This window comes from Brevundimonas goettingensis, assembly GCF_017487405.1.
Taxonomy (GTDB): Bacteria; Pseudomonadota; Alphaproteobacteria; order Caulobacterales; family Caulobacteraceae; genus Brevundimonas; species Brevundimonas goettingensis.
The window spans coordinates 2,421,921-2,448,000 of the sequence record NZ_CP062222.1 but is presented as its reverse complement, the minus strand read 5'-3'; the positions used below and the strand labels follow the sequence as shown (position 1 = coordinate 2,448,000).

The 26,080-nt window shown below is 68.5% G+C and carries 25 protein-coding genes; 19 read left to right on the top strand and 6 right to left on the bottom strand.

The features are described from left to right. Window positions 1-21: 21 nt before the first annotated feature. Window positions 22-1,008 (bottom strand): hypothetical protein, encoded by a 987-nt coding sequence (locus IFJ75_RS11975; protein ID WP_207868419.1) that lies wholly within the window; start codon window positions 1,006-1,008, stop codon window positions 22-24. Between the two features lie 300 nt (window positions 1,009-1,308). Next, window positions 1,309-2,298: a hypothetical protein gene (locus tag IFJ75_RS11970; protein WP_207868418.1), complete on the bottom strand. Its 990-nt coding sequence runs from the start codon at window positions 2,296-2,298 to the stop codon at window positions 1,309-1,311. 238 nt (window positions 2,299-2,536) lie between these two features. Between IFJ75_RS11970 and IFJ75_RS11965 the strand changes: the two genes are divergently transcribed. From IFJ75_RS11965 to IFJ75_RS11940, 6 genes are read left to right on the top strand one after another with little or no spacing between them, the layout of a single operon-like run. After that, complete coding sequence (locus tag IFJ75_RS11965) at window positions 2,537-3,655, top strand: MBL fold metallo-hydrolase (protein ID WP_207868417.1); 1,119 nt, start codon at window positions 2,537-2,539, stop codon at window positions 3,653-3,655. Next, window positions 3,652-4,428 (top strand): enoyl-CoA hydratase, encoded by a 777-nt coding sequence (locus IFJ75_RS11960; RefSeq protein ID WP_207868416.1) that lies wholly within the window; start codon window positions 3,652-3,654, stop codon window positions 4,426-4,428. The genes IFJ75_RS11965 and IFJ75_RS11960 overlap by 4 nt, the downstream gene beginning before the upstream one ends. Before the next feature lie 33 nt (window positions 4,429-4,461). Next, window positions 4,462-4,956: a GNAT family N-acetyltransferase gene (locus IFJ75_RS11955; RefSeq protein WP_207868415.1), complete on the top strand. Its 495-nt coding sequence runs from the start codon at window positions 4,462-4,464 to the stop codon at window positions 4,954-4,956. A gap of 40 nt (window positions 4,957-4,996) precedes the next feature. Then, window positions 4,997-5,554, top strand: coding sequence for a DUF1285 domain-containing protein (locus IFJ75_RS11950; protein ID WP_207868414.1), 558 nt, complete (start codon window positions 4,997-4,999; stop codon window positions 5,552-5,554). Next, a complete protein-coding gene (locus IFJ75_RS11945; protein WP_207868413.1) occupies window positions 5,551-6,213 on the top strand; it encodes a CoA pyrophosphatase in 663 nt (220 codons plus the stop codon). Before IFJ75_RS11950 ends, IFJ75_RS11945 begins: the two co-directional genes overlap by 4 nt. Next, complete coding sequence (locus IFJ75_RS11940; protein ID WP_207868412.1) at window positions 6,210-7,421, top strand: CCA tRNA nucleotidyltransferase; 1,212 nt, start codon at window positions 6,210-6,212, stop codon at window positions 7,419-7,421. Before IFJ75_RS11945 ends, IFJ75_RS11940 begins: the two co-directional genes overlap by 4 nt. Here the strand turns inward: IFJ75_RS11940 and IFJ75_RS11935 are convergent. Next, entirely contained in the window at window positions 7,390-8,418 is a 1,029-nt protein-coding gene (locus IFJ75_RS11935; protein ID WP_207868411.1) for an endonuclease/exonuclease/phosphatase family protein, read from the bottom strand. The genes IFJ75_RS11940 and IFJ75_RS11935 overlap by 32 nt on opposite strands. 68 nt (window positions 8,419-8,486) lie before the next feature. Between IFJ75_RS11935 and IFJ75_RS11930 the strand changes: the two genes are divergently transcribed. From IFJ75_RS11930 to IFJ75_RS11880, 11 genes are all read left to right on the top strand, one after another. Beyond that, window positions 8,487-8,948, top strand: a complete 462-nt coding sequence (locus IFJ75_RS11930) for a DUF4112 domain-containing protein (protein WP_207868410.1) — start codon at window positions 8,487-8,489, stop codon at window positions 8,946-8,948. Between the two features lie 316 nt (window positions 8,949-9,264). Further along, on the top strand, window positions 9,265-10,917 hold the full coding sequence (locus IFJ75_RS11925; protein ID WP_207868409.1) for a DUF2793 domain-containing protein: 1,653 nt from the start codon (window positions 9,265-9,267) through the stop codon (window positions 10,915-10,917). Next, window positions 10,914-11,204 (top strand): hypothetical protein, encoded by a 291-nt coding sequence (locus IFJ75_RS11920; RefSeq protein WP_207868408.1) that lies wholly within the window; start codon window positions 10,914-10,916, stop codon window positions 11,202-11,204. Before IFJ75_RS11925 ends, IFJ75_RS11920 begins: the two co-directional genes overlap by 4 nt. Before the next feature lie 318 nt (window positions 11,205-11,522). Next, window positions 11,523-12,356 (top strand): flagellin, encoded by an 834-nt coding sequence (locus IFJ75_RS11915; RefSeq protein WP_207868407.1) that lies wholly within the window; start codon window positions 11,523-11,525, stop codon window positions 12,354-12,356. A gap of 89 nt (window positions 12,357-12,445) precedes the next feature. Beyond that, window positions 12,446-12,730 (top strand): flagellar protein FlaG, encoded by a 285-nt coding sequence (locus tag IFJ75_RS11910; RefSeq protein WP_207868406.1) that lies wholly within the window; start codon window positions 12,446-12,448, stop codon window positions 12,728-12,730. Between the two features lie 153 nt (window positions 12,731-12,883). Then, window positions 12,884-13,714, top strand: a complete 831-nt coding sequence (locus IFJ75_RS11905; RefSeq protein ID WP_207868405.1) for a flagellin — start codon at window positions 12,884-12,886, stop codon at window positions 13,712-13,714. Window positions 13,715-14,004: 290 nt separating this feature from the next. After that, entirely contained in the window at window positions 14,005-16,827 is a 2,823-nt protein-coding gene (locus IFJ75_RS11900) for an NHL repeat-containing protein (protein WP_207868404.1), read from the top strand. A gap of 98 nt (window positions 16,828-16,925) precedes the next feature. Further along, window positions 16,926-17,606 carry a hypothetical protein gene (locus tag IFJ75_RS11895; protein ID WP_207868403.1) on the top strand — a complete coding sequence of 227 codons (681 nt, stop codon included), beginning with the start codon at window positions 16,926-16,928 and terminating at the stop codon, window positions 17,604-17,606. Then, window positions 17,606-18,010 carry a hypothetical protein gene (locus tag IFJ75_RS11890; protein WP_207868402.1) on the top strand — a complete coding sequence of 135 codons (405 nt, stop codon included), beginning with the start codon at window positions 17,606-17,608 and terminating at the stop codon, window positions 18,008-18,010. The genes IFJ75_RS11895 and IFJ75_RS11890 overlap by 1 nt, the downstream gene beginning before the upstream one ends. 205 nt (window positions 18,011-18,215) lie before the next feature. Next, window positions 18,216-18,704, top strand: a complete 489-nt coding sequence (gene ssb, locus IFJ75_RS11885; RefSeq protein WP_207868401.1) for a single-stranded DNA-binding protein — start codon at window positions 18,216-18,218, stop codon at window positions 18,702-18,704. Between the two features lie 85 nt (window positions 18,705-18,789). Next, window positions 18,790-19,695, top strand: a complete 906-nt coding sequence (locus IFJ75_RS11880) for a DMT family transporter (protein WP_207868400.1) — start codon at window positions 18,790-18,792, stop codon at window positions 19,693-19,695. 9 nt (window positions 19,696-19,704) lie between these two features. Here the strand turns inward: IFJ75_RS11880 and IFJ75_RS11875 are convergent, their stop codons facing one another. Next, window positions 19,705-20,295 carry a superoxide dismutase family protein gene (locus IFJ75_RS11875; RefSeq protein WP_207868399.1) on the bottom strand — a complete coding sequence of 197 codons (591 nt, stop codon included), beginning with the start codon at window positions 20,293-20,295 and terminating at the stop codon, window positions 19,705-19,707. A gap of 121 nt (window positions 20,296-20,416) precedes the next feature. On the opposite strand from IFJ75_RS11875, the gene gyrA reads away from it, so the two are divergent. Then, complete coding sequence (gene gyrA, locus IFJ75_RS11870; RefSeq protein WP_207868398.1) at window positions 20,417-23,209, top strand: DNA gyrase subunit A; 2,793 nt, start codon at window positions 20,417-20,419, stop codon at window positions 23,207-23,209. Window positions 23,210-23,213: 4 nt separating this feature from the next. Further along, a complete protein-coding gene (locus IFJ75_RS11865; RefSeq protein WP_207868397.1) occupies window positions 23,214-24,017 on the top strand; it encodes an aminotransferase class IV in 804 nt (267 codons plus the stop codon). Window positions 24,018-24,020: 3 nt separating this feature from the next. On the opposite strand, the gene IFJ75_RS11860 is transcribed toward IFJ75_RS11865, so the two are convergent. Both IFJ75_RS11860 and rpmE read right to left on the bottom strand, forming a co-directional pair. Next, window positions 24,021-25,595, bottom strand: a complete 1,575-nt coding sequence (locus tag IFJ75_RS11860; RefSeq protein WP_207868396.1) for a L,D-transpeptidase family protein — start codon at window positions 25,593-25,595, stop codon at window positions 24,021-24,023. Window positions 25,596-25,762: 167 nt separating this feature from the next. Next, window positions 25,763-25,987 carry a 50S ribosomal protein L31 gene (rpmE, locus tag IFJ75_RS11855; RefSeq protein ID WP_207868395.1) on the bottom strand — a complete coding sequence of 75 codons (225 nt, stop codon included), beginning with the start codon at window positions 25,985-25,987 and terminating at the stop codon, window positions 25,763-25,765. Window positions 25,988-26,080: the final 93 nt, after the last annotated feature.

Below are 26,080 nucleotides of genomic sequence, written 5' to 3'. Positions count from 1 at the left end.
CGGCCCTCCCGCCGGACGCCTTTACGGGCGGGGATCGACCGCCGCGGTCAGCTTGCAGCCGCCGCCGATGCTCGCGGCCTCGGCGCAGGGATAGACCTGTTGCACCGCCATACTGTTGTCCAGGCGAGCGACGAAGCCCCCGCCCGCGCCGCATCTGGTTTCGTAGAAGGCCCCGGCGGCATTGGCGCCCATATACCGGACGTCGGTCACGTCGCAGGCGGAGGCCGGGGTGTTGACCAGCCAGGCCCGGGCCGACACGGCGGATTCCTCGCCGGTGGTGAAGCGGCAGGACGTGCCCGTCGCAGCGACCTTGATGCAGGGGGTGGTTGTCCACCCCGCGGTGGTCTTCTCGATCCAGTAGCCCTCGGCGCCCGGGCAGCCGATTTCATAGACCGCATTGCCTGCGACCGAGGTGCCGACCATGGCTGCCTGATCGACGGCGCAGGTCACCCCGGCCTGCTGGCCGTAGGTGGCGACCATATGGGCGATGTTGCTGTTGCCGACCAGTTTGCAGACGAGTGCGGCCGGGGCGGCGGGATCCTGGGCCCGGATGCTCTCGGCGCGACTGGCCAGGGTCACGCAGTCGGTGACCGTGGGCGGGGAGGCCGCCGCGACCACATAGCCCATGCCAGAGCCGCAGGAGACCTCATAGACCCCCTGCTGGTCGGCGTTATAGCCCAGGAGGGCGGCGTCGACTACGCGGCACTCGACGTTGGCGGTGTTTATCTGGGATTGGCTGGTGGACAGGATCTGGTTGGGCGTGGGCTGCTGGGTATAGACGCCGTTGCGGTTGCGCTGTCGGTCCAGTCGGCTGGGCAGGACCTGGGTGACGGGGCTCGAGCGCGGATCGACCAGCGCGGCCGACATACTGCGCACGCCGCGCGCGAGGTCGCCGTTGCTCGCCGGTCCGACGCCCCTTTCGGATTGCGCCGATGCGGCGGGCGCGACCGCCAGAACGAGGGCGGCGCTCATGATGCCGCCCAAGGCGGACAGGACGGTCTTGAACATCTGAATCTCCGGCATTTTCGCTGTATCAGAAGGGATCGCTATTCCGTCGAGGCGCGCACCGTCAGGGTGCAGCCACCGCCGATGGTGGCCGCCTGGGGAGGGACAGAACGATTCTGAACATAGAGGCCTCCCCCGTGATCGCGAGGCCTCAGGTTGATCGCTGTTATGCGATTATGCAAGCTTGGCGAGATTTTCGGACCTGCATACGAAAAGAGGACCGCGACGGGGCGCGGTCCTCATTCCGTCAGGCTTGGCCGTCCGGCTTCGCGTCAGGCTTGGCCGATAGGCCGGTTGGGCGGCCTATTGCTGTGTCGCCGGAGCCGGGGCGGCCACGGGAGCGGCGTCGGGGACGACGGTCAGCTTGCAGCCGCCGCCGATGCGCTGGGCTTCGGCGCAGGGATAGACCTGCTGCACGGCCATGGCGGTGTCGAACCGGGCGATCAGGCCGTCGCCCTGGGCGCATTTGGCTTCATAGAAGGCGCCGTTGGGGTTGGAGCCGATGTAGCGGACTTCCGTCGGGGCGCAGGCCGCGGCTTGCGAACCCTCGAACCACTTGGTGACCGTGGCGACCTGTTCGGCCGGGACGGTGTATTTGCAGGCGGCGTTGCGGCTGACCAGCTTCAGGCATTCGGTGGTGACCCAGCCCGTGGGGGTCTTTTCGAGCCAGTAGCCGTCGGCGCCGGCGCAGCCGACTTCATAGATGACGTTGTCCGCAGCCGATTTGCCGACCGAGGAGCCCTGGTCGACCGTGCAGTGGACGCCGGCTTCGACGGCATAGGCGGCGACGACGCGCAGGACGTCCTTGTTGGGCTCCATCGCGCACTGCAGGCCGACGTCGGCTGCGGCGTCGCGCGAGCGGGTGATGTCGGCCTGGCCGGACAGGATCACGCAATCGACGGCCGAAGGAGGGGCCGAGCCGATCAGGATGAAGCCGGGGCCGGTCGTGCAGGTGACCTCATAGACCGACTGCTTTTCAGCGTTCTCGCCGCGCAGGCTGGCGTCGGCGACCGCGCAGCCGCTGTTGGTCGAGGCGGCCAGGACGGTGGCCGCAGCCTTGACCTGTTCCGGAGTCTGGGTCGGGGCGGGGCGGCCGCGCTGGTTGCGGGTCTGCGGCCGCTCGCTGCGGTCGCCGCCGATGCGACCGGGCAGGACGCGTTCGCCGCGCACGGTGGTCTCGGCGCCGTTGGTGGTGGCGCCCGGCGTCGTGGTCTGGGCCATCGCGGGGGCCACGCCGCCGGCAGCGAGCAAGAGGGCGGAGCCCAGGGCGACAAACAGGTTTCGATTGAACACGACAGGCTCCGGAAGGGACAATTCGGGCCTGCATTGGCCCGCCCGTGTGGCGCGGTCAAGGCGCGGTTTGCGTCAGGTCGAAACGGCCGCCGAAGCTTGGCCGCACGGCGTTCGCGCAGGCCGGGAATCCTGGGCCCGGACACGCTGTGGAAGCCTTCGCGGCTCCTCTCGCGGCTTCCGTCTCTGGACGGGCGTTGGAGGATGGGTTTATGTGCCAGCGTTTCGATTGGAGACTGACTTGGCCGATGGCGTGACCTCGACGGATGTGGCGTCCGGACCCCGCACCGAGCGGGGCCTGACCTATCCGCTCGGCGCGCCGCCCGCGCCGGGTCAGGCGGTCGAGGCCGCGCCCGGGGTCCTGTGGCTGCGCCTGCCCCTGCCGATGTCGCTGGACCATATCAATGTCTACGCCCTCGCCGATGGGGATGGCTGGACCCTGGTCGACACCGGTCTCTACACCAAGGCCTCGATCGCGGGCTGGGAGGCGGCTTTCGCCGGGCCTTTGGGGGGCAAGCCGGTCAAGCGGGTGATCTGCACCCATATGCACCCCGACCACCTGGGTCTCGCCGGCTGGCTGTGCGAGCGGTTCGGGGTTCCGCTTCTCATGTCGCGGCTGGAATATGTCACCGCCCGGATGCTGGTCGCCGACACCGGCCCGGCGCCGCCCGAGGGCGAGACCTTCTTCCGCGCGGCCGGCTGGGACGATGACCGGATCGACGGCTGGCGGCGCGAGTTCGGCCGCTTCGGCAAGGGCGTCTATCCCATGCCGCAGAGCTATCAGCGGCTGAGCGAAGGCGACGACATCGAGATCGGCGGCGACGTCTGGACCGTCGTGGTCGGCAACGGCCATTGCCCTGAGCATGTTTGCCTTTGGCGCAAGTCGGACGATGTCTTCCTGTCGGGCGACCAGATACTGCCGCGCATTTCGTCCAACGTTTCGGTCTGGCCGACCGAGCCTCTCCAGAATCCGCTGGGCGACTGGATGACCTCGCTGACCAAGCTCCGCGCCCTGCTGCCCGTGGGCCTGTTTGTCCTGCCGTCGCACGGCGAGCCCTTTACCGGCGTCCATACGCGGCTCGACGCCCTGACCAAGGGCCATCACACCGGGCTGACCCGGCTGGAGCGGGCGCTGCGCGAACCGCGCCGGGCCATTGACGTCTTCTCCAGCCTGTTCGCCCGCCCGATCGGCGACGCCGTCTTCGGCATGGCCACCGGCGAGAGCGTGGCTCACCTCAACTATCTGGAAGCCCAGGGCCGCGCCCGCCGCGACCGGGGCGCCGATGGCGTCGACTGGTGGACGGCGACCCGCACTGACACTGAAATCGGGAACGATCCCGAAGAGGAAACGACCGCATGAGCGACCCCATCCGCACCGAACTCAACGACGGCGTCCTGACCGTCACCCTGGCGCGGGCCGAGAAGAAGAACGCCATCACCCAGGCCATGTACGCGGCCCTGGCCGAGGCGACGGAGCGGGCCCAGACCGACGCCGCCGTGCGGGTTCTGGTGTTCAAGGCCGAGGGGGACAGCTTCTCCGCCGGCAACGACATCGCCGACTTCATCGCTATCGGGACCAGCGGCGGCGGCCAGATGCTGGACGCGCCCGTCTTCCGCTTCCTCAAGAGCCTGGCCGAGCTGGACAAGCCGGCGGTGGCGGCGGTGCGCGGCCGCGCGGTCGGAATCGGGGTGACCCTGCTGCTGCATTGCGATCTGGTGGTGGTCGCCGAAGACGCCCTGCTGTCGACGCCCTTCGTCAACCTGGCCCTGGCGCCCGAGGCGGCGTCCTCCATGCTGCTGCCGATGGTCATGGGTCATCAGCGCGCCTTCGAGATGTTCGCGCTCGGCGAACCCATCGACGGCAAGACGGCCTTCGCCTGGGGCCTGGCCAACCGTTGCGTCCCGGCCGCCGAGGTGGACGCCGTCGCCGACGGTCTGGTCGCAAAACTGGCGGCCCGTGCGCCCAATTCCATCCGCAAGACCAAGCGGTTGATGCGTGACGCGGAGCAGATCTGGGCCCTGATGCAGCGCGAGGGCGAGGCCTTCGGATCGCAGCTGTCCAGCCCCGAGGCGATGGAGGCCTTCATGGCCTTCAGCCAGAAACGTGCGCCGGATTTCTCGAAAGCCGGTTGAACCCGTCACACTAAAAGCCTAGGTGCGCGCGCCATGACCGCCGCCGCCCTTCGCAACACCTCTCTGGCCATCACGCCGGAACTTCCGTCCGACCGCGCCGCGGTCGAGGCCCTGGTTCTGGCCGCCTTCGGCCCGGGCCGCTACGCCAAGACAGCCGAGCGCATCCGCGAACACGCCCGCATGACCCTGGGTCTGGTGGCGCGCGATGACGATCGGATCGTCGGCTCGGTCCATCTGTGGGCGGTCAAGGTGGGCGAGGTCCCGGCGGTCTTCCTGGGGCCGATCACCGTCGATGCGACCTGCCGCAAGGGCGGGCTGGGCGGCGATCTGGTCGCGGCCTGTATCGAAGCGGCGCGTCAGGACGGCGTCGGCGGCGTGCTTCTGGTCGGCGATCCGCCCTATTTCGAGCGCTTCGGCTTCCTGCCCGCCCCGGAGGCCGTTCTGCCCGGGCCGGTGGATCGGCGACGGGTCATGTGGCTGCCGATCACGGCGTCCGTTCCCGCAGGGTCGGTGACGCCGGTGGCCTGATCGGGTTTGCGATGCGGCTTCCGCGCGCTTAAGTCGGGGCATGACGGATCAACCCTCGGGACTCGCAGGCATCGCCGCCGCCGCCAAACAGGCGCCGGGCCGGGGCCTGCCGCCGGTGCATCTCTGGCATCCCGAGCACTGCGGCGACATCGACATCCTGATCCGCGCCGACGGGACCTGGATGCATGAGGGTTCGCCCATCGGCCGCAAGGAGCTGGTGCGGCTGTTCTCGACCGTCCTGCGCCTCGATCCGGACGGCTATCATCTGGTCACGCCTGTCGAGAAGATGAAGATCCGCGTCGAGGACCTGCCGTTCCGCGCCGTGACCATGGAGCAGGGCGAGGAAGGCCTGACCTTCACCACCGACGTCGGTGACGAGGTTCTGGCCGACGCCGAACACCCCATCGTGGTCGAGACCGATCCGGTGACCGGCGAGCCGGCCCCGCGCATCCGGGTTCGCGCGGACCTCGAGGCCCGCATCGCCCGCACTGTCTTCTACGATCTGGTCGAGATGGCCGAGGTCGTCGATGGCCGGCTGACCGTCAGCTCGGCGGGCCAGCGCTTCCCCCTGGGGCCGGTCGGGGCGGGGGTCGAATGAGCCTCGGTTCGCTGAAGGCGCGTCTGATCGAGCGCCTGCATTCGCCCGAGAGCTGGCGGCCGGACGCCGACGCCGAACGCTCGGACTTCGATCTCAATCCGGGCCTGACCCCGGACGGGAAGCCGCTGAAGCCGGCGGCGGTGCTGGTGCCGGTCATTGCCCATGCCGACGGGGCGACCGTCCTCCTGACCCGCCGCGCCGACACCCTGACCAGCCATTCGGGCCAGATCGCCTTCCCGGGCGGCCGTCATGAGGCCGGGGAGACCGCCGTCCAGACCGCCCTGCGCGAGGCCAATGAGGAGGTCGGGCTGGACCCCGCCGCCGTCGAGGTGCTGGGCATCATGCCCGCCTACCGCACCGGCACGGGCTTCCTGATCACCCCGGTGATCGGCTGGATCGCCGCCGCGCCCGAACTGACCGCCCAGGACGGGGAGGTCGCCGACATCTTCGAGGTGCCCTGGGACTTCCTGATGAACGTCGCCAATCACCAGCGCGGCCATATGGACCCGCCAGAGGGCCCGCGCCGCTGGTTCTGGGCCATGCCGTTCGAGAACCGCTACATCTGGGGCGTCACCGCCGGGATGATCCGCGCCCTGCACGACCGCCTCTATGAGGACGTCCCCGACCCGGAGGCCGCCGCTGCCGAGGACGCCGCATGAGCGCATCCGTCGCCGATCAGGACTGGCTGACCGCTCCGGCGACGCGGGCGGTGCTCGATGCGCTGGAGGCCGCGGGTGGACCCGACTGCGTCCGCTTCGTCGGCGGCTGCGTCCGCAATGCCCTGATGGGCCAGACGGTCGACGACCTCGACCTGGCCACCCGCCTGCTGCCCGAGGCCACGATGGCGGCGCTGCAGAAGGCCGGGCTCAAGGTCGTGCCGACCGGCATCGCCCACGGCACGGTCACGGCGGTGTCGAAAGGGCGACCCTATGAGATCACCACCCTGCGTCGCGACGTCTCGACCGATGGCCGCAACGCCACGGTGGCCTTCACCGATGACTGGGCCGAAGACGCCGCCCGCCGCGACTTCCGCCTGAACGCCCTCTACGCCGACGCGCAAGGCCGGGTCTTCGATCCGACCGGCCAGGGGGTCGAGGATGCGCGCGAGGGACGCATCGTCTTCGTCGGCGAGCCGGAGACCCGCATCCGCGAGGACTATCTGCGGATCCTGCGCTTCTTCCGCTTCTTCGCCTGGTATGGTCGGGGCGAGCCCGACACCGCAGGGCTCGCGGCCTGCGCTGACCTGTCCGAGGGCATGGTGCGCCTCTCGGCCGAACGCGTGTCGAAGGAACTGCTCAAACTGCTGGCCGCGCCCGATCCGCGTCCGGCGGTCCGCGCCATGTCCGAGACCGGGGTGCTGGCCCGCCTCCTGCCCGAGGCGGATCAGCCGGCCGCCTTCGAGGTCATGGTCGGCCTCACAGGCGACCCGGTTCTGAGGCTCTCGGCCCTGCTGTCGTCAGACCAACCGAAGGTCGAGGCGGCGGCGAAACGCCTGCGCCTGCCCAATGCGATGCGCGACCGGCTGCTGGCGGCGGCGGGGGGAGAGGTCGATCCGGCCACGGACGCCCGCACGGCCCGGGCCCTGATCTATCGCCTGGGCAAGCCGACCTTCGCCGACCGGGTGCTGAGGGCCGAAGCGATGTCGAATCGCCCCGGCGCGAGCGCGGCCCTGCTCGAACTCGCCGACCGTTGGCCGGTGCCGCGCTTGCCGGTCGGCGGGCGTCAGGTCGCGGCGGCGGGTCTGGCGGCCGGGCCGCTGACGGGTCAGGTGTTGGCCGCCTTCGAGGACGGCTGGATCGCCGACGACTTCCCGACCGAAGGCCACGCCGATCGGCTCAGGATGTTGGTCGAGGCTCTGCCAGGGTAAGGTGCGTCACGACCGGCCGGTGATCCGAGCCGTTGCGCTGGCCGATCTGGCGGCTGACCACGGCCAGATCGGGCGTCCGCCAGACCTGGTCGATCGTCATTCCCAGGACCGCCGGCAGCTGCGCCGGCCAGGTGCCGGGCCAGCCGGGATTGGCCTTCAGCCCGGTCTCGCTCTTGATCTGACGACCGATCCGCCCGCTGGAAATGCTGTTGAAGTCGCCGGCGACGATCGTCGTCCCGCTCAGGCCCGACATCAGGTCGGTCAGGTCCGTCGCCTGTCGGATCTGCTCCCACTGGATCTGGAAAGGCCAGGGTCGGGTCAGGTGGGCGCCGACGACGTTGAGCCGCCCCAGCGGACTGTCGACGACCGTCACCATATAGTTCTGGCTGAAATCCCAGGGTCGGCTCGACGTCAGGGGATAGCGCGAGGCGATCACCGTCGCGTCCTTGCCCTTGTGCACGCCGTTGGCCGAGATCTGGCGGTGGGGATACCCGGCCAGAACCGTATCGAGCCGGGCCGCCACCGGGGCTGACGTCTCGATCAGGACGATGATGTCGGGATCGGCCGCTGTGATGGAGGCGCGGATCCTCCCGGTGTCGGTGTTCCGGTAGTGGAGATTAGCGGAATAGAGGGTGACGACCGGGGCGCCGGGGCGGGCCTTGCCGGCATCCGGCATTGCCTGTGGCCAGAGCGCCGCCGCCAGGATCGCCGAGACCGTGAGGGCGGCGATGGCGGCGCCCCGGAGCCGTAGCGCCAGAAGGACAAGGGTGAACAGCGCCGTCGCCGCCAGGGCGGGGGCCGTGAACTGGGCCAGGATGTCCGGCCAGCGGTGATCCAGACCGCTCAACGCGGCCACGCCGATGGTCAGCGGCGCCGCCAGGACGCCGATCGCGAGAAGGGTTGCGATCCGCTTCAAAACCATCCGCCCGTCCGGGCCGCGCATCGTCCAGCTGATGGGCTGATGCTCGGGTCCGCGATCAGACAGCAGCTTGGGCATGCAGCCTTGCCTTTTTATGGTGAACGCTGTTCGTGATGGTGCGTTGGGTATCCGCTGCGGAGGGGAAGATGGCCAGGCGGACGATCAAGGATATCGAGAAAATCTGGTCCAATGTCGAGGGCGTCAAAAAGCTCTCCGACCGGGTTGTGGGCATTGGTCCGTTCGGCATTGGCCTCGACGGCCTGCTGGCCTGGATCCCCGTGGTCAACCAGGTCTACACTGTCGGCGCCGGGGGATGGCTGATCCTTCAGGCTGTGCGCGCCAGCGCCTCGGTCTCCACGCTGGCCCAAATGGTCGCCTATATCGGTCTGGATACGGCCACCGACGCGGTGCCGATCGCGGGCTATGCAGTCGACACCCTCTTCCCTGGGCACCTTCTGGCGGCCAAGGCCCTGCAGAAGGACATCGCCTCGACCCACTGGGTCGAGGGCTCGGAGCGGGAGGCCAAGGCCTCGGGCGAGCATGAGCGGCATCTCGAGACGGTGCGCGGCGACCGGAAGCTCAAACGCATCGTCTATCTGCACGACTGAACGAATTTTCCGCCCGGATCCGCATCCGCGCCTGACCGAGCGACGTAGCTCACGCGATCGGGCGTGCGGGACGGTTCACCCCTCCCGAGCGGTCCTGACAGCCGCGTCCCGGTCAGCGGGGAGACCACAAAAGCCCTTCCACGGTCTCCCCGCACCCCCTTTTCGGGCGGCGGTAGGGGGCGCCGATCCGGCAAGCCCCCGTATTGCCGGACCGAAAGTTCCGCGATTTCCGACCGTTGAACGGAAACCATCCGCCTGAGCCCGCCCGGGTCGCCGGCGGGCGGACACTGATCTCTTCAATCGATGGAGATCGGAAATGAGTGACGACGCCAGCGCCCGTCTGGGCCTGTCCTATCTGGCCCCGGGCCAGCTTCAGAAACATGTGACCCTGAACGAGGCCCTGACCCGGCTGGACGCCCTGGTCCAGATGCGGGCGGCCAGCCGATCGACGGCGGCCCAGCCGACCTCGCCCGACGACGGAGCCCTCTACATCCTGCCGGCCTCTCCCACTGGAGCGGTCTGGGCCAGCCGGGCTGCCGGCGACCTGATGCGCTTTGAGGCGGGCGGCTGGACCCTGGTTGCGGTCCCGGACGGCGCCCTGGTCTGGATCGCCGACGAGGACGTCTTCGTCGTGCGCGACGGCGCGACCTGGGTCTCCCTGGGTCAGAGGCTGGGCGCCGTCCAGGCCCTGACGCGGCTCGGGCTGAACACCAACGCGGATTCCACCAACCCCTTCGCGGCGCGGATCAACAAGGCGCTGTGGACCGCGATTAACGCCGCCGACGGCGGCGACGGCGATCTGCGCATGACCTTCAACAAGGAGGCGGCGGCGGACGTCCTGTCCCTGCTGTTGCAGAGCAATTGGGGCGGGCGGGCCGAACTGGGGCTGATCGGCGATGACGACCTGACGCTGAAGGTCAGCGCCGACGGCTCGACCTGGCGCACGGCCCTGACGGTGGATCGCAGCACGGGGGCGGCCATCTTCCCGACCGGCTGCGGCCGGGTGGAGACGACCGTCCTGGCCAGCGGCGCGACCTGGACCGTCCCGGCCTGGGCGCGTCGGATCGAGGCGGTGGTGGTTGGCGGCGGAGGTGGCGGCGGCTCGGGCTGTGCGGGGGCCTCGGGCGCGTCCCGCTTCGGCGGCGGGGGCGGCGGGGCGGGCGGCGCCTGTATGGCGGCCTGGTCCGTGGCGGATCTGGCCTCGACCCTGACGGTCACCGTCGGCGCGGCGGGATCGGCAGGGGGCTCGGTCGCCTCCGGGACGGGCAATACGGGCGGGGGCGGCGGGACCAGCACCATCGCCAGGGGGCGTGACCCTGATCAGCGCGCCCGGCGGTTCGGGTGGGCAGGGCGGCAGCGCCTCGTCCGGGGCCGGCGGGGGGCGGGGGGCGGGCTTCCCGGCCTCGAACGGCGGGGGCTCGGCCTCCGTCACGGCGACCTCCGGCGCGGGGGCGTCGCTCACCCGCCCGGATGGATCCGGCGGCGGCGGGGCGGGCGGCGGCCTGGATTCGGCCAATACGGCGCGGGCCGGGGGCGCGGTCGGAGCGGGCGGCAGTCTGGCCTCCCCGGCCAACGGCGGCGCGGGCGGCAGTGGGGCGGCGGGTTCGGCAGGAACGGCGGCCTCGACCCCCGCGCGGTCGTGGGGCGCGGGCGGCGGTGGCGGCGGTGGGGCCTCGACGTCTGGGGGCTATGCGGGCGCTGCCGGGGCGGCGGGCGCCGGTGGTGGTGGGGGCGGTGCGGGGGTCACGGCCTCCGGCGCCGGTGGGGCAGGGGGCTCGGGCCTCGTCCGGCTGACGGCGATCGGATGACACAGAGCCCGCCCGATATCCCGCCCGAGATCGACCTTCTCGATCCCGAGACCTTCGAGGCGCCACGCCGCCTCAGCCCTTTCGACCGCGACGCCTGCCTCGGTGTCGATTTTCGGCGCCAGGGCGCCCTGACCGAACCCGACAAGGATGATGACCGATGACCGAACCCGAAACGCCCAAAGCCTCGCAACCCGGCCAGCAACCGCCTCCGCTGGCCGAAGGCCGCTGGCTGTGGCGGCGCGTCTATGTCTTCGGCGTCAGTCTGGGGCTGTGGGGTCTGCTGGCTGGCATCATCCGCACCGCGCCTCCTCAGGCGCTGCCGCATCTGTCGGACGGTCTGATGGGGCTGCTGGCCCTGCTGCTCATCCTCTACCTCGTCGCCCCGACCGCCGAGCAGTTGCTTGAGCTCATCGCGGACATGCAGCCGAGGCTGGGACGAGACAGATAGGAGCTGTTCGTCCGTGACCGGACGAGGCGAAGTGGCGGTGTTTGGCGGTGTGGCGGTGTTTTGGGCCGCCAAACCCGGCAGCTCCTGCCGGGCGCCCGGCAGTTCTTGCCGCCACCCTCGCCTTTACCCGGCAGGGCTTGCCGGGCTCGAAGCTTGGTTAAGCGAAAGTACCGTAATAAAAACAACGAAACCGGGGTCTGGCACGGCTTCCAGGCCGAACGACGGTGTCTGGCGCGGCCCTTGCTCAGGGTCTCTCCGAGCAAAATGCTCCCGACGGCTAAAATGGCGGTCGGACACCTTGAAACAAGGACTATGGTCATGGCTGTGAACAGCGTGAACACGAACTCGGGCGCCCTCGTCGCCCTGCAAAACCTGAATGCCACGAACAACGAACTGGGCGTCGTCCAGTCGCGTATCAACACCGGCAAGAAGGTCAACTCCGCGAAAGACAACGGCGCTATCTGGGCTATTGCCCAAGGTCAGCGTTCGGAAATCTCGGCTCTGGGCGCCGTCAAGGACTCCCTGTCCCGTGGTTCGTCCGCCGTGGACGTCTCCATCGCTGCCGGCGAGTCGGTCTCCGACCTGCTGAGCCAGCTGAAGGAAAAGGCCCTGTCGGCGACTGACAAGTCGCTGTCGACGGCCTCGCGCAGCGCCCTGAACGAAGACTTCAAGGCGATCCGCGACCAGATCACCACCGTGGTCAACAACGCCAAGTTCAACGGCATCAACCTGCTGGATAACTCCACGGGCACCGCGGGCTACAAGGCGCTCTCGAACACCACCGGTTCGACCATCAAGGTCGCTGGTGAAAACCTCTCGCTGGGCGGCGCCAACGTCACCGTCGCGGCGACCACCACCATCGGCACCTCGACCACGGCCACCTCGGCCCTGGCCCTGGTCAACGCCTCCATCGACAAGGTCTCGGCTTCCCTGGCTCGCCTGGGCACCGGCGCCAAGTCGCTGGAAACCCATGCTACGTTCGTCGGCAAGCTGTCGGACGCCATGGAAGCCGGCGTTGGCAACCTGGTCGACGCCGACCTCGCCAAGGAAAGCGCTCGTCTGCAGTCGCTGCAAACCAAGCAACAGCTGGGTGTGCAGGCTCTGTCGATCGCCAACCAGTCGACGTCGGTCCTGCTGGGCCTGTTCCGCTAATACTCTCGGAAGGGCGGGGCTTCGGCCCCGCCCGACCTTGACCCTTCATCCTCATCAGGGAGCCGAAACAGATCTCGGCGCAGGGAGTCATGGAAACCAATGCAAAGCTGAGTCTTGTAATCCCCGCCCCCGCCGTCACGCCCGCCGCGACGACCGGAGACGAAAGCCCCGTCACCAAGTCCTCCAGCGAGGTCGAACAAGCCGCCCAGTACCGGCTGGTGATCGAGGAAGGCCCGACCATCGGGTCATTCATCTACAAGACCATGGACAGCGCCACCGGCGAGATCGTCCGCCAGTTTCCCCGGGAACAGGTGATCCGCATGGCTGAAGCCAAGAAGTACGACGCGGGATCGGTGTTCGACACCACCGCCTGACAACCGGAAGAGACACCAGGTGTCTGGAACGCGACATCCTTTTCGCCACGCAGGGAGCCCCTGACGTGGTTAAAATGCGTGGTTATCGCGCGTTAACCATCCGCTCACTTGTTAACCATAAGCTGCCTGGAAATCTCCGGGGCTATCAAAACGATGAGCAACAGCGTTCTCACCAACTCCGCAGCCGCGATTGCGCTGCAGAACCTGACCACGACGAACAACAAGCTGACGGACGTTCAGGGCCGGATCAGCACCGGGCTGAAGGTCCAGGGGGCCAAGGACAACGCCGCGGTCTGGGCCATCGCCCAGAGTCAGCGCGCCGATGTGGGAGCCCTCGGGGCCGTGAAGTCCAGCCTGGACCGCGCCACCTCGATCGCCGACGTCGCCCGCTCTGCCGGCGAATCGATCTCGGACCTGCTCAACCAGCTCAAGGAAAAGGTCACCGCCGCCAAGGACCCGTCGCTGAAGACCCAGTCGCGGCAACTGCTCAACTCCGACTTCAAGGCCCTGCTGGGCGCGATCAAGTCGGCGGTCGACAACGCCACCTTCGACGGCGGCAACGTCCTGAACGGCTCGCTGCCCACCGGACTGAAGTTCCTCGCCAACGCCGACGCCAGCGCCTTCGTGACCCTGTCGACGCAGAATTTGAGCCTGTCCGGGTCGATCCTGAGCCTGGGCATGGCCGACAGCCTGCTCACCCTCACCGGCGCGACCACGGCCCTGAACAAGCTCGACAATTCGATCACGGCCGTGAACGCCGCGCTGGGCGCCCTGGGGGCTCAGGCCAAGCAGATCGAGGCCCACAACACCTTCGTGTCCAAACTGACGGATACGCTGGAATCGGGCATCGGCAATCTGGTGGACGCCGACCTCGCCAAGGAAAGTGCGCGCCTTCAGGCCCTGCAGGTTCAGCAGCAGCTGGGCGCGCAATCGCTCTCTATCGCGAACCAGTCGCCGCAGGTCATCCTCAAGCTGTTCCAGTAACCCCGGTTCAGCGCTTGGGCTGAGGGGCTCCGATCATCACCGGGGCCGGGCGGCGACGCGGCGCATGGGCGCGATCTCCGAAGCCGTAAAGCGCCAGAAAAGACTGAACCACCGACGGAAAACTCATCGCGACGCTCCAGAATGCCGAGGGCGTTCCGGGTTCGGCGGCAAGCGCTCGTCGAACCCTGCTCTCCTGAGACGCGATTAACGCACGATTCCCTGCCCGGTTCCGCCTCCGTGTTAACGGTCCGTTGCCTCTCGTCTGGGATACTGCCAAGGCGGAGGTTCGTGTGACATCGGTCAACAACGGCTATCTTCTGGGTCTGTTCGGCGGGAGCTATGACGCTTCGAGCGCCACCGCCCTGACGACCGCGATCACGAAAAAGGCCCAGCCGACCGCGCCCTGGTCCACCGGCGCCAAGGCGTCCGACCCTTCAGCTCTCGTCCGTTCCGCCCTCGCGGGCCGCAACATCATCAACGAGAACGCCGCCCAGCTGGACGTCAAGGGCGCCTCGGCCGACTACAAGAAGCTGTTCGCCATGTACTCGGGTCTGGAGACCCTGAGCGCCCTGGCCAACCGCGCCTCAACCAGCGGCCTGACCTCGACCGAGACGGCCCTGCTGCAAAAGCGCTTCGCCTCGGGCCTGGCCGAGCTGAGCAAATATATGACCACGGCCGATCTGGACGGGGTTCGCATCGTCCAGGGCACCGCCGCCACCACGTCAAAGACCACGGCCGCCGTGCCGCGCGACAGCGCCGTCTCAATCACGGGCCCCATCCACGAAGGCTCGCTGGACACGCCGGTCGCCGCCTTCGAGGGCGACACGAAATTCAACATCACCATCAAGGTGCCCGTCGGGCTGTCCTCGACCACGACCTCGGTCCCGATCGACCTGTCCACAATGGGCTCTACGCCCCGGACGATGGACAACGTCCTGAGCTACATCAACAAAAAGCTCGAAGACGGCGGCTTCCAGACCCGCATCGGCCGTCAGCAGATCAAGGAAGATCCCAAGACGGTCCAGGTCAACGGCAAGGCTGTGACCCTGCCGGCCGGCCCGGACAAATGGGCGCTGGCGATCCGCGGAACCTCGACCGAGACGGTCGGCTTCACCGCGGCCGAGACCTCCGACGCCGTCTATGTGGTCCAGCAGGCGGGCAATGCCGCGGTGACCACCACGACCACGGTCAACGGCGTCAGCACAACCAAGACCACATCCGCCTCGACCCTGACCAACCAGATCCTGAAGTTCCAGGTCGACGGCGGCGATGCGCCCGAACCGACCTCGGGCAATGTCGGCGAGACCCAATGGGTCGAGGGCCGCCTGTCGCAGGAAACCCTTCCCGAAGGCGTCCAAACCGTGCGGGCCAGTGCGGTCGGCCCGGACGGCTCGCTGTGGATCGTCGCCGATGTCACCGCGGGGCCGGACACCCAGCCGATCAAGGGCGTCCAGGACGTCGCCCTGATGAAGTACGACTCGGCCGGCCGGCTGGTAGCGACGCGGGCGCTTGGCGCCGCCTCGACCGCCAGTGGCTACGCCCTCGCCATCGACGCCAACGGTAATGTCGCGGTCGCGGGCTCGGTCACCGGCGCGCTCAACACCTCCACGACCGATGCGGGCAAGACCGGCGACGTCGCCGGCGTCGCCGACAGCTTCGTGACCGTCTTTAACAAGGACGGCGAGGAAGTCTGGACCCAGCGGCGTGGCGCGCGGGCGGCGGACGAGGCGACCTCGGTCAGCTTCGGCGCCGACGGCGTCGTCTATGTCGCCGGGCGATCCCAGTCGGCGATGACGGGCGCGGCCAGCGTCGGCGGCTGGGACGGCTATGTCCAGGCCTTCAAGGCCGCCGAGCCCTATCCGACCGCCGGCATCGTCTCCAAGTCGATCGGCGTCACCCAGTTCGGCACCGGCGGCGACGACAGCGTCGCGGCGACCACGGTCGACGGCAACAACCTCTATACGGCGGGGATCGAGGACGGCCATGCGGTGGTGCGTCAGTTCACCCTCGGCGCCGACGGCGTGCCGACCTTGGCGGCGACGCGCGACCTGGGCCTGATCAGCGGCGACATCGCCGGCATCGCCGTCGCCGACGGCAAGGTCATCCTGACCGGGACCAGCCGCGACAGCGGCCTGGCGGTGGGCACGGCGACCAACGCCAATTCCGGCGGCAAGGACGTCTTCGTCGCCGCCCTGTCGACCAATCTGACGCCTTCCGCCAGCGACCGGCTGAGCTGGTACGGGACGGCGGGCGAGGACACTGCGGCCGACGTCAAGGTCCACGACGGCAAGGTCTGGATCACGGGCATCACTGGCAAGAGCGAGAGCGCCACGGCCACCGACCCGACCAAAGGCTATCTGGCCCGGCTGGATCCCCTGACCGGGATGGTCGAGTACGAGCAGAGCTGGACCGGCGTCGGCGACCAGGCCAAGCCCGCCACCCTCGCCATCGCTTCCAACGGCGCCAGCGTGCTGGACCGGCTGGGCCTGCCCCAGGGCGAGATCGACCAGAGCGATTCCAAATATCTGACCGCGGCGACCTCGCTGCGGGTCGGCGACCGCTTCTACATCAGCCCGCCCGACGGAGGCCGCGCCGTGCCCGTGACCATCGAGGCCAAGGACACCCTGGCCACCCTGGCGCGCAAGATCTCGGTCGCCTCGGGCGGCAAGCTCAAGGTCACCGTCGCCTCTGAAGGGGGCACGGTCACCGGCAAGGACGGCGAGACGACCACAACGACCGGCGGCTTCCAGCGCCTCTCGATCACGGCCAAGGACGGGGTCAAGGGCGCGGTCATCACCTCTGGCGAGACGGGCCGCGACGCCCTGGCCGGCCTGGGTCTTTCGGCCGGCTATATCGGCCTGGCGACCGTCGACAAGTCGATCTCGACCTATGGGATGGGTTTGCCGTCCAACCTGACGCTCAACGACGCCGCCTCGATCAAGACTTCTGGCGAGAAGCTGCAGGCGGCGCTCAAGGCCGTGCGGGACGCCTATCGCGCCCTGGCCCCGGTCGACCCGGCCACGACGGCGGCCAGTGGCGCCGTTCCCGCCTATCTGACCAACCAGATCTCCAACTATCAGGCGGCCCTGTCGCGCCTGACCGGCGGTTCCTGATCGGCGTATCTCTCTTCGGCGTCGCAGCCTGACGGTTGGCGGTTGACCTCAAGGGTGATGGCGGGGTTATTGAGGCACCGGTCCCCCGCGAGTGCTCCATGGCGTTTCCCAACGACAATCGAACCATCATCGCGATCGGCGCCGGCCTGGTCGTCATCGCCGCGGTGGTGGCGGGGCTGGTCTTCGCCGGCGGGGGCGACAAGACGCCTGAGGCGCCGCCCGCCTCTCGCGGCGGTCTGAACATCGATCTGGCCGAGGCCCCGGTGCTTGAGACGACGCGCGAACTGCGTTGCTTCGTCAACGGCCAGTTCGTCGGCATGGCCACCCTGGCGGACTGCGCGCGGCGCAACGGCCTGGCCACCGACGCCCTGGACGTGGGTCTGGACGAGACCGGCGCCCTTGCCGCCGCCCCGACCGCCGCCTTTGCTCCGCCGCCTGCCGCCCCCGCCGCCGAGCCGGTGGTTGAGGCCCCGGCCGCCGCCACCCCGACCGACGCTCATCCCGCGCCCGCCCAGACCGCCATCGTCAACGGCAGCCCCTGCCTGCGCTACACCGGCAATGAATGGCGGACCGTCTCGACCGGGACGACGCTCGGTCAGTGCGTCCAAGCCCTTTATGCCGGTCAGTGCGTGGGCCGTCCGGGCGACGCCCAGTACGGCCGTTGGGGCGACCAGACCCTGCGTCTGGTGCCCCGTCGCGTGGAACAGTCGAGCGACAACAGCCGTTTCCGCGTCCTCGCCGAACAAGACCGCAGCTGCCAATTTCCGGGACTGAACTGATGCGCATCTCCCTCGTCGCCGCGATCTCCGGGGTTCTGGCCGCAGGGGCGCTGGCCGGCTGCTCGACCCAGACCAAGGCCCCGTTCGATCAGGGCGTCTGCTACAGCGTCGCCCTGCCGGACGCGGGCGAGAAGGCCGAACCGCGCTTCAATGTTCTGGCCCGGGATCAGGCCCGCATCGAGGACTGCGCGGCCCGGCTGGAAGACATGCGACTGCGTTTTCTGAGCATGGGCGGATCGAACAACGACATCGTCGGCGCCTATCAGGGCCAGTTCATCTTCCTGGATCGCGCGGGCGTCTGGTTCGGCAAGACCCTGGAAGGCCAGCGGTTCTTCGCCTTGGCCCGGACCGGCGACGGCCGTCTGGCCACTCCGGGCACGATCGAGCGCGCTCCGGCCCAATAGGCGAGCGGCCTTTGGCTCCCGGTCCCACAGGGTTGGCGAGAACAAAGCTGGAACATCCACAAGCTTTCGTTTAGGATGTCTTAACTGGGGGTGGCTTGGCGGCCTTTGCGCGCTAGGCCGGTCCTCCGACGACTGATCGTCGGACACGGCATTCAAGCAAGCCGCGACCCACGGACGGGCGCGGGGCAGACAACGAGAGAGCATCATGGCGGGCAGCGTCAACAAGGTCATTCTGGTCGGCAACCTGGGGCGCGACCCCGAAATCCGGTCGATGCCGAACGGCGACCGCATCGCCAACTTCTCCCTGGCCACCTCGGAAACCTGGCGCGACAAGTCCTCGGGCGAGCGCAAGGAGAAGACCGAGTGGCACCGCGTCTCGGTCTTCAACGACAACATCGTCAAGGTCGTTGAAAACTATGTGAAAAAAGGTTCGACAGTCTATGTCGAGGGCTCGCTGCAGACCCGCAAGTGGACCGACAAGGACGGCATCGAGAAATACACGACCGAGGTCATCATCGGCCGCTTCAACGGCCAGCTGACCATGCTGGGCGGTCGTGACGGTGGCGGCGCCTCGCAGGGCGGCGGCGGTCGCGGCAACGACGACGACTATTCGTCCGGCTTCTCCACCGGCGGCGCCAACAAGCCCTCCGGCCCGCGCGAAAGCTACGACCTGAACGACGACATCCCGTTCTAAGGTCTGCCGGTCACAATCTGACCCTGCAACGTCGGCTCATGCATTTTGAGCCGACGTTTTGCGTTTGGCGTGCGATAGGCGAGCGGTGACCACGCCCGACAAACCGCACAGCCCGCTGACCCTGCTCGAGATCGGAGCGATCGTCGCGATCATCGTGATCTGGGGCGTGAACAACGCCGGGGCCAAGGTGGCCACCGAACAGATGTCGCCCCTGCTGGTCGGGGCGATCCGGTTCGGCATCGCCAGCCTCTGTCTCGCCGGCTTCATCCGGCCGCCGTTTCCGGACTGGAAAAGTCTGCTGATCATCGTCCTGGTGGGCGGGTCGCTGCAGTACGGCCTCGTCTACACCGCCTACTGGCTGGCCCGGGACGTCAGCCCGGTGACCGTCGCCAACCAGCTGTGGATTCCGTTCACGGCCCTGTTCGCCTTCCTGCTGCTGAAGGAACGGCTCAGCCGGGCGGCGATGGTGGGAATGGTCGTGGCCTTCGTCGGCGTCGGCTGGATGACGCTGGACGCCCATGCGCTCCAGGACTGGCGCGCCATCCTGGTCGGGATCGCAGCTGCGGCCGCCTGGGCCCTGACCACGGTGGTCGCGCGTCGGACGACCTCGGTCCCGCCGTTGAAGATGCAGGCCATGCTGGCGGTCGGCACCCTGCCGGTCATGGCTTTCGGCTCGGCCGTCTTCGAACACCATCAGATCGAGGCCGTGAAGGCCGCGACCCCGATCGTCTGGATCTCGCTGCTATGGGCCGGGGTCGTGTCCTCCGTCGTGGCGACGACCCTGTTGTTCTGGCTGGTGCAAAAGCGGGAGGCCGGGCGGGTGACGCCCTATCTGCTGGCGACGCCGGTGGTCTCGATCCTGATCGGCTGGGGTCTGATGGGCGACGTTCTGACGCCCCAGATCCTGATCGGCTCGGCCATCGCCATGGCCGGGGTCGCGGTGGTGGCCCTGGCCGAGCGGGGCTTGCGCGCCGGCGCGGCCAAGGCCTGATACAGGAGGTCAGTGAGCGGTGACGACCACCGGCTCGAACACGCCGCAGGCGATGCGGCCGCCCGCGCCGCCGATCGGCTGGCTGACATAGTCGTCGGCGTTGGCGTGGACCACGAACGACAGGCCGTTGGCGTCCACATAGTCGCTCTCGTGCGCGTCCAGACCCTCCCAGGCGAGATAGACGTCGGCGTTGGCCGAACCGTCGGCGGCGGCGAAGACGTTCTGCAGATCGCCCAAATCCGGGCCGCCGTCCTTGTTGAGCAGGCCGTGCGGCCGGGCGCCCTCGGCGTGGTTCACATGGCCGCCGGCCGAGGTGAAGCCGGGCGCCTCGCAGCTGCCGACGGCGTGCAGGTGGACGGCGTGCCAGCCGGCGGGCCAGCCCTTGCCGACGACGCGGAAGATCATCCCCTTGGGACCCTCATAGCCGGTCACCGTGCCGGCCTCGGCGCCGTCCGCCGTCTTCAGCGCGGCGATGACCACGGCCTGCGGCGGGGCCGCCGGGGAGGGCGTCGGAGCAGGCGCCGCGGTCTGGGCGAGAGCCGCTCCGGAGGCGAGAAGGGTGCCGGCGGCGAAGGCGGCGGCGAGGGGGAGGGCGCGCATGGATTCTTCCTTTCACGGACGACGTCGAAACCGGCGTAAACTTTGCCTCCGGACGCCACGGATGCTAGAAAACCGGACAGCGGATCACGTTCCGATTCCGGCCATTTAAAGCCTAAACTCCTTGACCGACGACAGCTACGAAAACGCCGCACCTCCTGCAGGACCGAGCGGCGGTTCCGACATTTCGACCATCACGATCGAGGACGAGCTGAAACGCTCCTACCTCGATTACGCCATGAGTGTGATCGTCTCGCGCGCCCTGCCGGACGCGCGTGACGGCCTGAAGCCGGTGCACCGTCGCATCCTCTATTCGATGCACGACCTGAACATGACGCCCGAGCGGTCGTACTCGAAGTGCGCGCGCGTCGTCGGTGACGTGCTTGGTCGCTTCCACCCGCACGGCGACGCCTCGGTCTATATGGCCCTGGTCCGCATGGCCCAGCCGTTCTCGATGGGTCTGATGCTGGTCGACGGCCAGGGCAATTTCGGCTCGGTCGACGGCGATATGCCAGCCTCGATGCGATACACGGAAGCGCGCATGGCGCCAGCGGCCGTGGCCCTGCTGGCCGATATCGACAAGGACACGGTCGATTTCCAGCCGAACTACGACGAGAAGGAGCTGGAGCCGGTCGTCCTGCCGTCTCGGATCCCGAACCTGCTGGTCAACGGCGCGGGCGGCATCGCCGTCGGCATGGCGACGAACATCCCGCCGCACAATCTCGGTGAAATCGTCGATGCGGCCGTGGCCCTGCTGGACGATCCGAACATCTCCGACGACGCCATCCTGGACATCGTCCCCGGTCCCGACTTCCCGACGGGCGGCGAGATCATGGGCCGCACCGCGCCGCGCAACGCCCTGCGCGACGGCCGCGGCTCGGTCATCGTGCGCGGCAAGGCCTCGATCGAGACCATCCGCAAGGACCGCGAGGCGATCGTCGTCACCGAACTGCCCTATCAGGTCAACAAACAGACCCTGATCGAGCGAATCGCCGAAATGGTCCGCGAGAAGCGGATCGAAGGCATCTCCGACGTCCGCGACGAATCCGACCGTCAGGGCATGCGGATGGTGATCGAGCTGAAGCGCGACGCTTCGGGCGACGTGATCCTGAACCAGCTGTGGCGCTACACCGCCATGCAGTCGTCGTTCGGCGTCAACATGCTGGCCCTGAACCACGGCCGGCCCGAGCAGATGGGGCTGCGCCAACTGCTGGAGGCCTTCCTCGAGTTCCGCGAGGAAGTCGTGGTCCGCCGGATCAAGTTCGAACTGGCCAAGGCCCGCGACCGGGGCCACGTCCTGGTGGGTCTGGCCGTCGCCGTGGCCAATATCGACGAGGTCATCCACATCATCCGCTCGTCGGCCGATCCGGCGGAAGCGCGTCAGCGCCTGCAGGCCAAGTCCTGGCCGGTCGGCGACATGCTGGCCCTGGTCGAACTGATCGCCGATCCGCGCTCGATGTTGATCGACGGCGACAAGCTGAACCTGACCGATGAACAGGCTCGCGCCATCCTGGCCCTGACCCTGTCGCGTCTGACCGGCCTGGGCCGTGACGACATCTTCGGCGAGGCCCGCGGCCTGGCCGACACCATCCAGGGCCACCTGACCATCCTGTCGGACCGCGCCAACATCATCGCCATCATCCGCGAGGACCTGCTGGCGGTGAAGGACGAGTTCGCCGTGCCGCGCCGCACCTTGATCGGGGAGGGCGACGCCGAGATGGAGGACGAGGACCTGATCCCGCGCGAGGACATGGTCGTCACGGTCACCCACGGCGGCTACGTCAAGCGCGTGGCCCTGAACGCCTATCGAACCCAGCATCGCGGCGGCAAGGGCAAGTCGGGCATGACGATGAAGGACGAGGACGCCATCACCGGCGTCTTCTCCGCCTCGACCCATACGCCGGTGCTGTTCTTCGCCACCAACGGCAAGGCCTACAAGCTCAAGGTCTGGCGCCTGCCGCTGGGCGGGCCGACCTCGCGCGGCAAGGCCTTCGTCAACCTGCTGCCCATCGAGCCGGGCGACAGCATCATGAACGTCCTGCCGTTGCCCGAGGACGAGGCGTCCTGGGGTGACTACGACATCATGTTCGCCACCAAGTCGGGCGACGTGCGCCGCAACAAGCTGTCGGATTTCGCCACAGTCAATCGCGCCGGCAAGCTGGCCATGAAGCTCGAAGACGACGACCACATGGTCGGGGTCGCCCTGTGCACGGCAGAGGACGACGTCCTGCTGACCACCGCCTTGGGCCGCGCTATCCGCTTCAAGGCCGACGATGTTCGCGTCTTCAAGGGTCGCGACTCGACCGGGGTCCGCGGCGTCCGGCTTCAGGACGGCGACGAGGTCATCTCCATGGCCGTGCTGGGCCGCGTCGATGCGACGCCGGAAGAGCGCGCCGCCTACGTCAAGCACGCCAACGCCATGCGCAAGGCTCTGGCGGGCGCTGATGGCGACGAGGATGTCTCGACGCCCGAGGCCGATGACGAGGTGGTCGGCGACGCCGCCCTGACCGTCGAACGCATCGCCGAACTGGGCGCGGCGGAGCAGTTCATCCTGACCGTCACCGACAGCGGCTTCGGCAAGCGGTCCTCGGCCTATGAGTATCGCCGCACGGGTCGCGGCGGGCAGGGGCTGACGGCCCACGGCCTGGGTGGTCGCGCCGGCACCCGTCTGGCCGCCGCCTTCCCGGTGGAAGAGACCGACGAACTGCTGATGGTCACCTCCAGCGGCCAGATGATCCGGACCCGGGTCGGACAGGTCCGCGTGGTCGGCCGCTCCAGCCAGGGCGTCACCATCTTCAAGACCGGCGACGGCGAGCGGGTGGTCTCGGTCGAGCGTCTGGCGGAAACGCCGGGCGGCGATGATGAGGTCGGTGGCGACGAAGGCGTCGAAGGGACCGGGGACGGCGGCGAAAGCTGATCGCATGACCGGGTTCCCGCCGATCCTCATCGACGGCGAACCCGCCTCGACCGACGACCTGACCTATCTGGCCCTGGTCAACTATGGCGCCTACACCTCGTTCAGCGTCGAAGACGGCGCGGCGCGGGGGCTGGGGCGGCATCTGGCGCGGCTAGAGGCCTCGGCGGTCGAGCTGTTCGGAAAAAGCCCCGGGGAGGACCGGCTTCGCGACCTGATGCGGGGGGCGGTCGAGGGGCGGGACGCCTGCTGGCTGCGGGTCAGCCTGTTCTCGCCCGAACTCTGGGCCCGGACGCCGTCCTGGCGCGGCGTCCCCAAGGTCATGACCATGGCGGCCGATCCGCCGCCGCCGCTGGCCGCCTCGCTCAGAGTCGCCACGCGGGTCTATGCGCGCGACGCCCCCCATCTGAAGCACACGGCCCTGTTCGGCCTGATCCAGTCACGGAGACAGGCGCAGGATGCCGGCTTCGACGACGCCATCTTCGTCGACGAGGCAGGACTGATTTCCGAAGGCAGCCTCTGGAACATCGGCTTCGTGAAAGGCGACCGCGTCACCTGGCCGGCGGCGCCCATGCTGGCGGGGGTGACCCAGGTCTTGATCGAGGAGGAGCTGGCGAGCGTTGGCCTGACGTCGGAGACGCGGCCTCTGCATCTATCCGATCTGCCCGATTTCGATCAGGCCTTCATCTGCAACAGCGCCACGCCCGCCTGTGCGGTGACGGCCATCGGCGATCACGCCTTCTCAGGCGATCCGGTTCTGATCCAACGTCTCGAAGCGGCGTGGGCGTCGAACACGCCCGAGGCCATCTAGGGCCTACGGCCCGACGTCGTTGGCGACGGCGGCGCCGTCATCCACGGGCACCGGCAGGTTGACGGCGATGCCCAAGGCCTCGGCCAGCTTCTGGTCGCGCTTGTAGACGTCCTCACGGAAGGCCACGCGCTGCTGACCGTCGACGAAGGCGGTCCAGTAGAGAAGGCGCACGGTGATTTCGCGGCCGGTCTGGATGCGCTGGGTCTCACGCGTCTGCTGGGCCGTATCGAACTCGGCCAGACGCAGCGGATCGGGCGACAGCAGCAGGCGCGCGAACTCGACCGCGCCCTGAACCCGGACGCAGCCGTGCGAGCGCTGGCGGGTGGCCAGATCGAAGGCGCCCTTGGCCGGGGTGTCGTGCAGGAAGATGGCGTAGCTGTCGCGCAGCTCGAACTTCACATAGCCGAGCGCGGCCTGCGGTCCGGCGCGCTGGATCACCTGGCCGTTGGAAATATACATGTCCCGGGCGGCCAGATAGGCCGGGCCCTGGGGCAGGATCTCGCGGCGCGCGATGCCGGCCGGGACGTACCAGGGCGGGTTGGCCACGACCGAGGCGAAGGGCTTCTCGAGGCTGGGGGTCTGGTTCTCGGCCGAGCCGACGACGACGCGGTTGGAGTGAACCGGACGGCCCTCCTTCCAGTAGACCATGATGGCGGCGGCGGTGTTGACCTCGATCCGCTCGGGATTGAGCTCGCGTTTCAGCCAGCGGCGGCGTTCCAGGTTCAGGGCGATCTGGCGGGCGCGGTCGTCGGACGAGGCGCCGAGCGAGCGCTGGGTGCCGGTGCCGATCCGGGCGTCGGGCAGCAGACCGTGACGCTGCTGGAAGCCGCGCACCGCCGTCTGCAGTTCGTCGCCATAGGTGAGGCCCTGGGCCTTGAGGCGCGCGCCGTCAGCGGCGCTGAGGTCTCCCTCGGCCACCAGACGTTCGATCAGGACCGGAATGCGCACGTCGCTCATTCCCGGCTCGATGCCAGCGCCCTGGTTGAAGGTCGGCCAGCCGCCGGCGCGGCTCAGGCGGCGATAGCGCAGATAGCCGTTCGACAGATTGGTATAGCCGATGTCGGTGGGCGGCAGGCCGTCGAACCACTGGGCCAGCTGGTTCTGCGCCAGGGCGGCGTTCAGACCGGTCGGGATGTCGACGCGGTTCTTGCCCATCTCCCACAGGTCTTCCACGTCCTCGGGCCGGACGCGGCCCTCGGCCAGGACACGGGCGTAGAGGATGGCGGCGGCGGTGGTGCGCACGTCGCTGGAGGCCGGATCGGCGGCCAGACCCACGAAGTCGAAGAAGTCTGTCGCGGCCAGGCCGTGGTTTTCGGACTTGCGGGCGACGGCGTTGAGCGCCTGCATCTGGGCCGGGGTCCAGACGGCCTTCCAGCCGTTGGCCGTGTAGAAGGCGCTGACGTCATCCTTCACATTGGCGGGCAGGCGGGCGATCTGGGGCGCGAAGACAGCCTGGCCGCCGGGCGCCGCAGCGGGCTGGGCGGGGCGGGAACGGCGGAACTGGGCGGCTTGGGCCGAACCCGCAGCCGAAACCATCGCCGCTGTCGCGATGCCGAAACCCAATTCCCGTCGATTCATCTCAGTCCGCTCTAATCGGTCCGCCGCCCCAGGGACTGCCCCCGGGACGCCGAACGCCCTGATGTTACCGAGGTTCAACGCAAACAAAAAGCGCCGGTCGCAGGACCGGCGCCTTTCGTGATCCCAAAAGCGCAGTGCCAGAAAATGGCGCGACGCGGGGAACCGGCTTACTTCTTGATGAAGCCGCCGAACTTGTTGTTGAAGCGCGAAACGCGACCACCGCGGTCCAGCATCTGCTGGTTGCCGCCGGTCCAGGCCGGGTGGGTCGAGGGGTCGATATCCAGGTTCAGCACTTCGCCTTCCTTGCCGTAGGTCGAACGCGTTTGATACGTGTCGCCGTTCGTCAGGGTGACGGTGATGAAGTGGTAGTCGGGGTGCGTATTCGCTTTCATGGTCGTCCGGCCTCTGGCGCGATGACGATGCCGACCGTCGGTGCGCATAAATGAGAAAACCCGCCAGCAGGGGCGGGAATGAGCGGCGGCGTT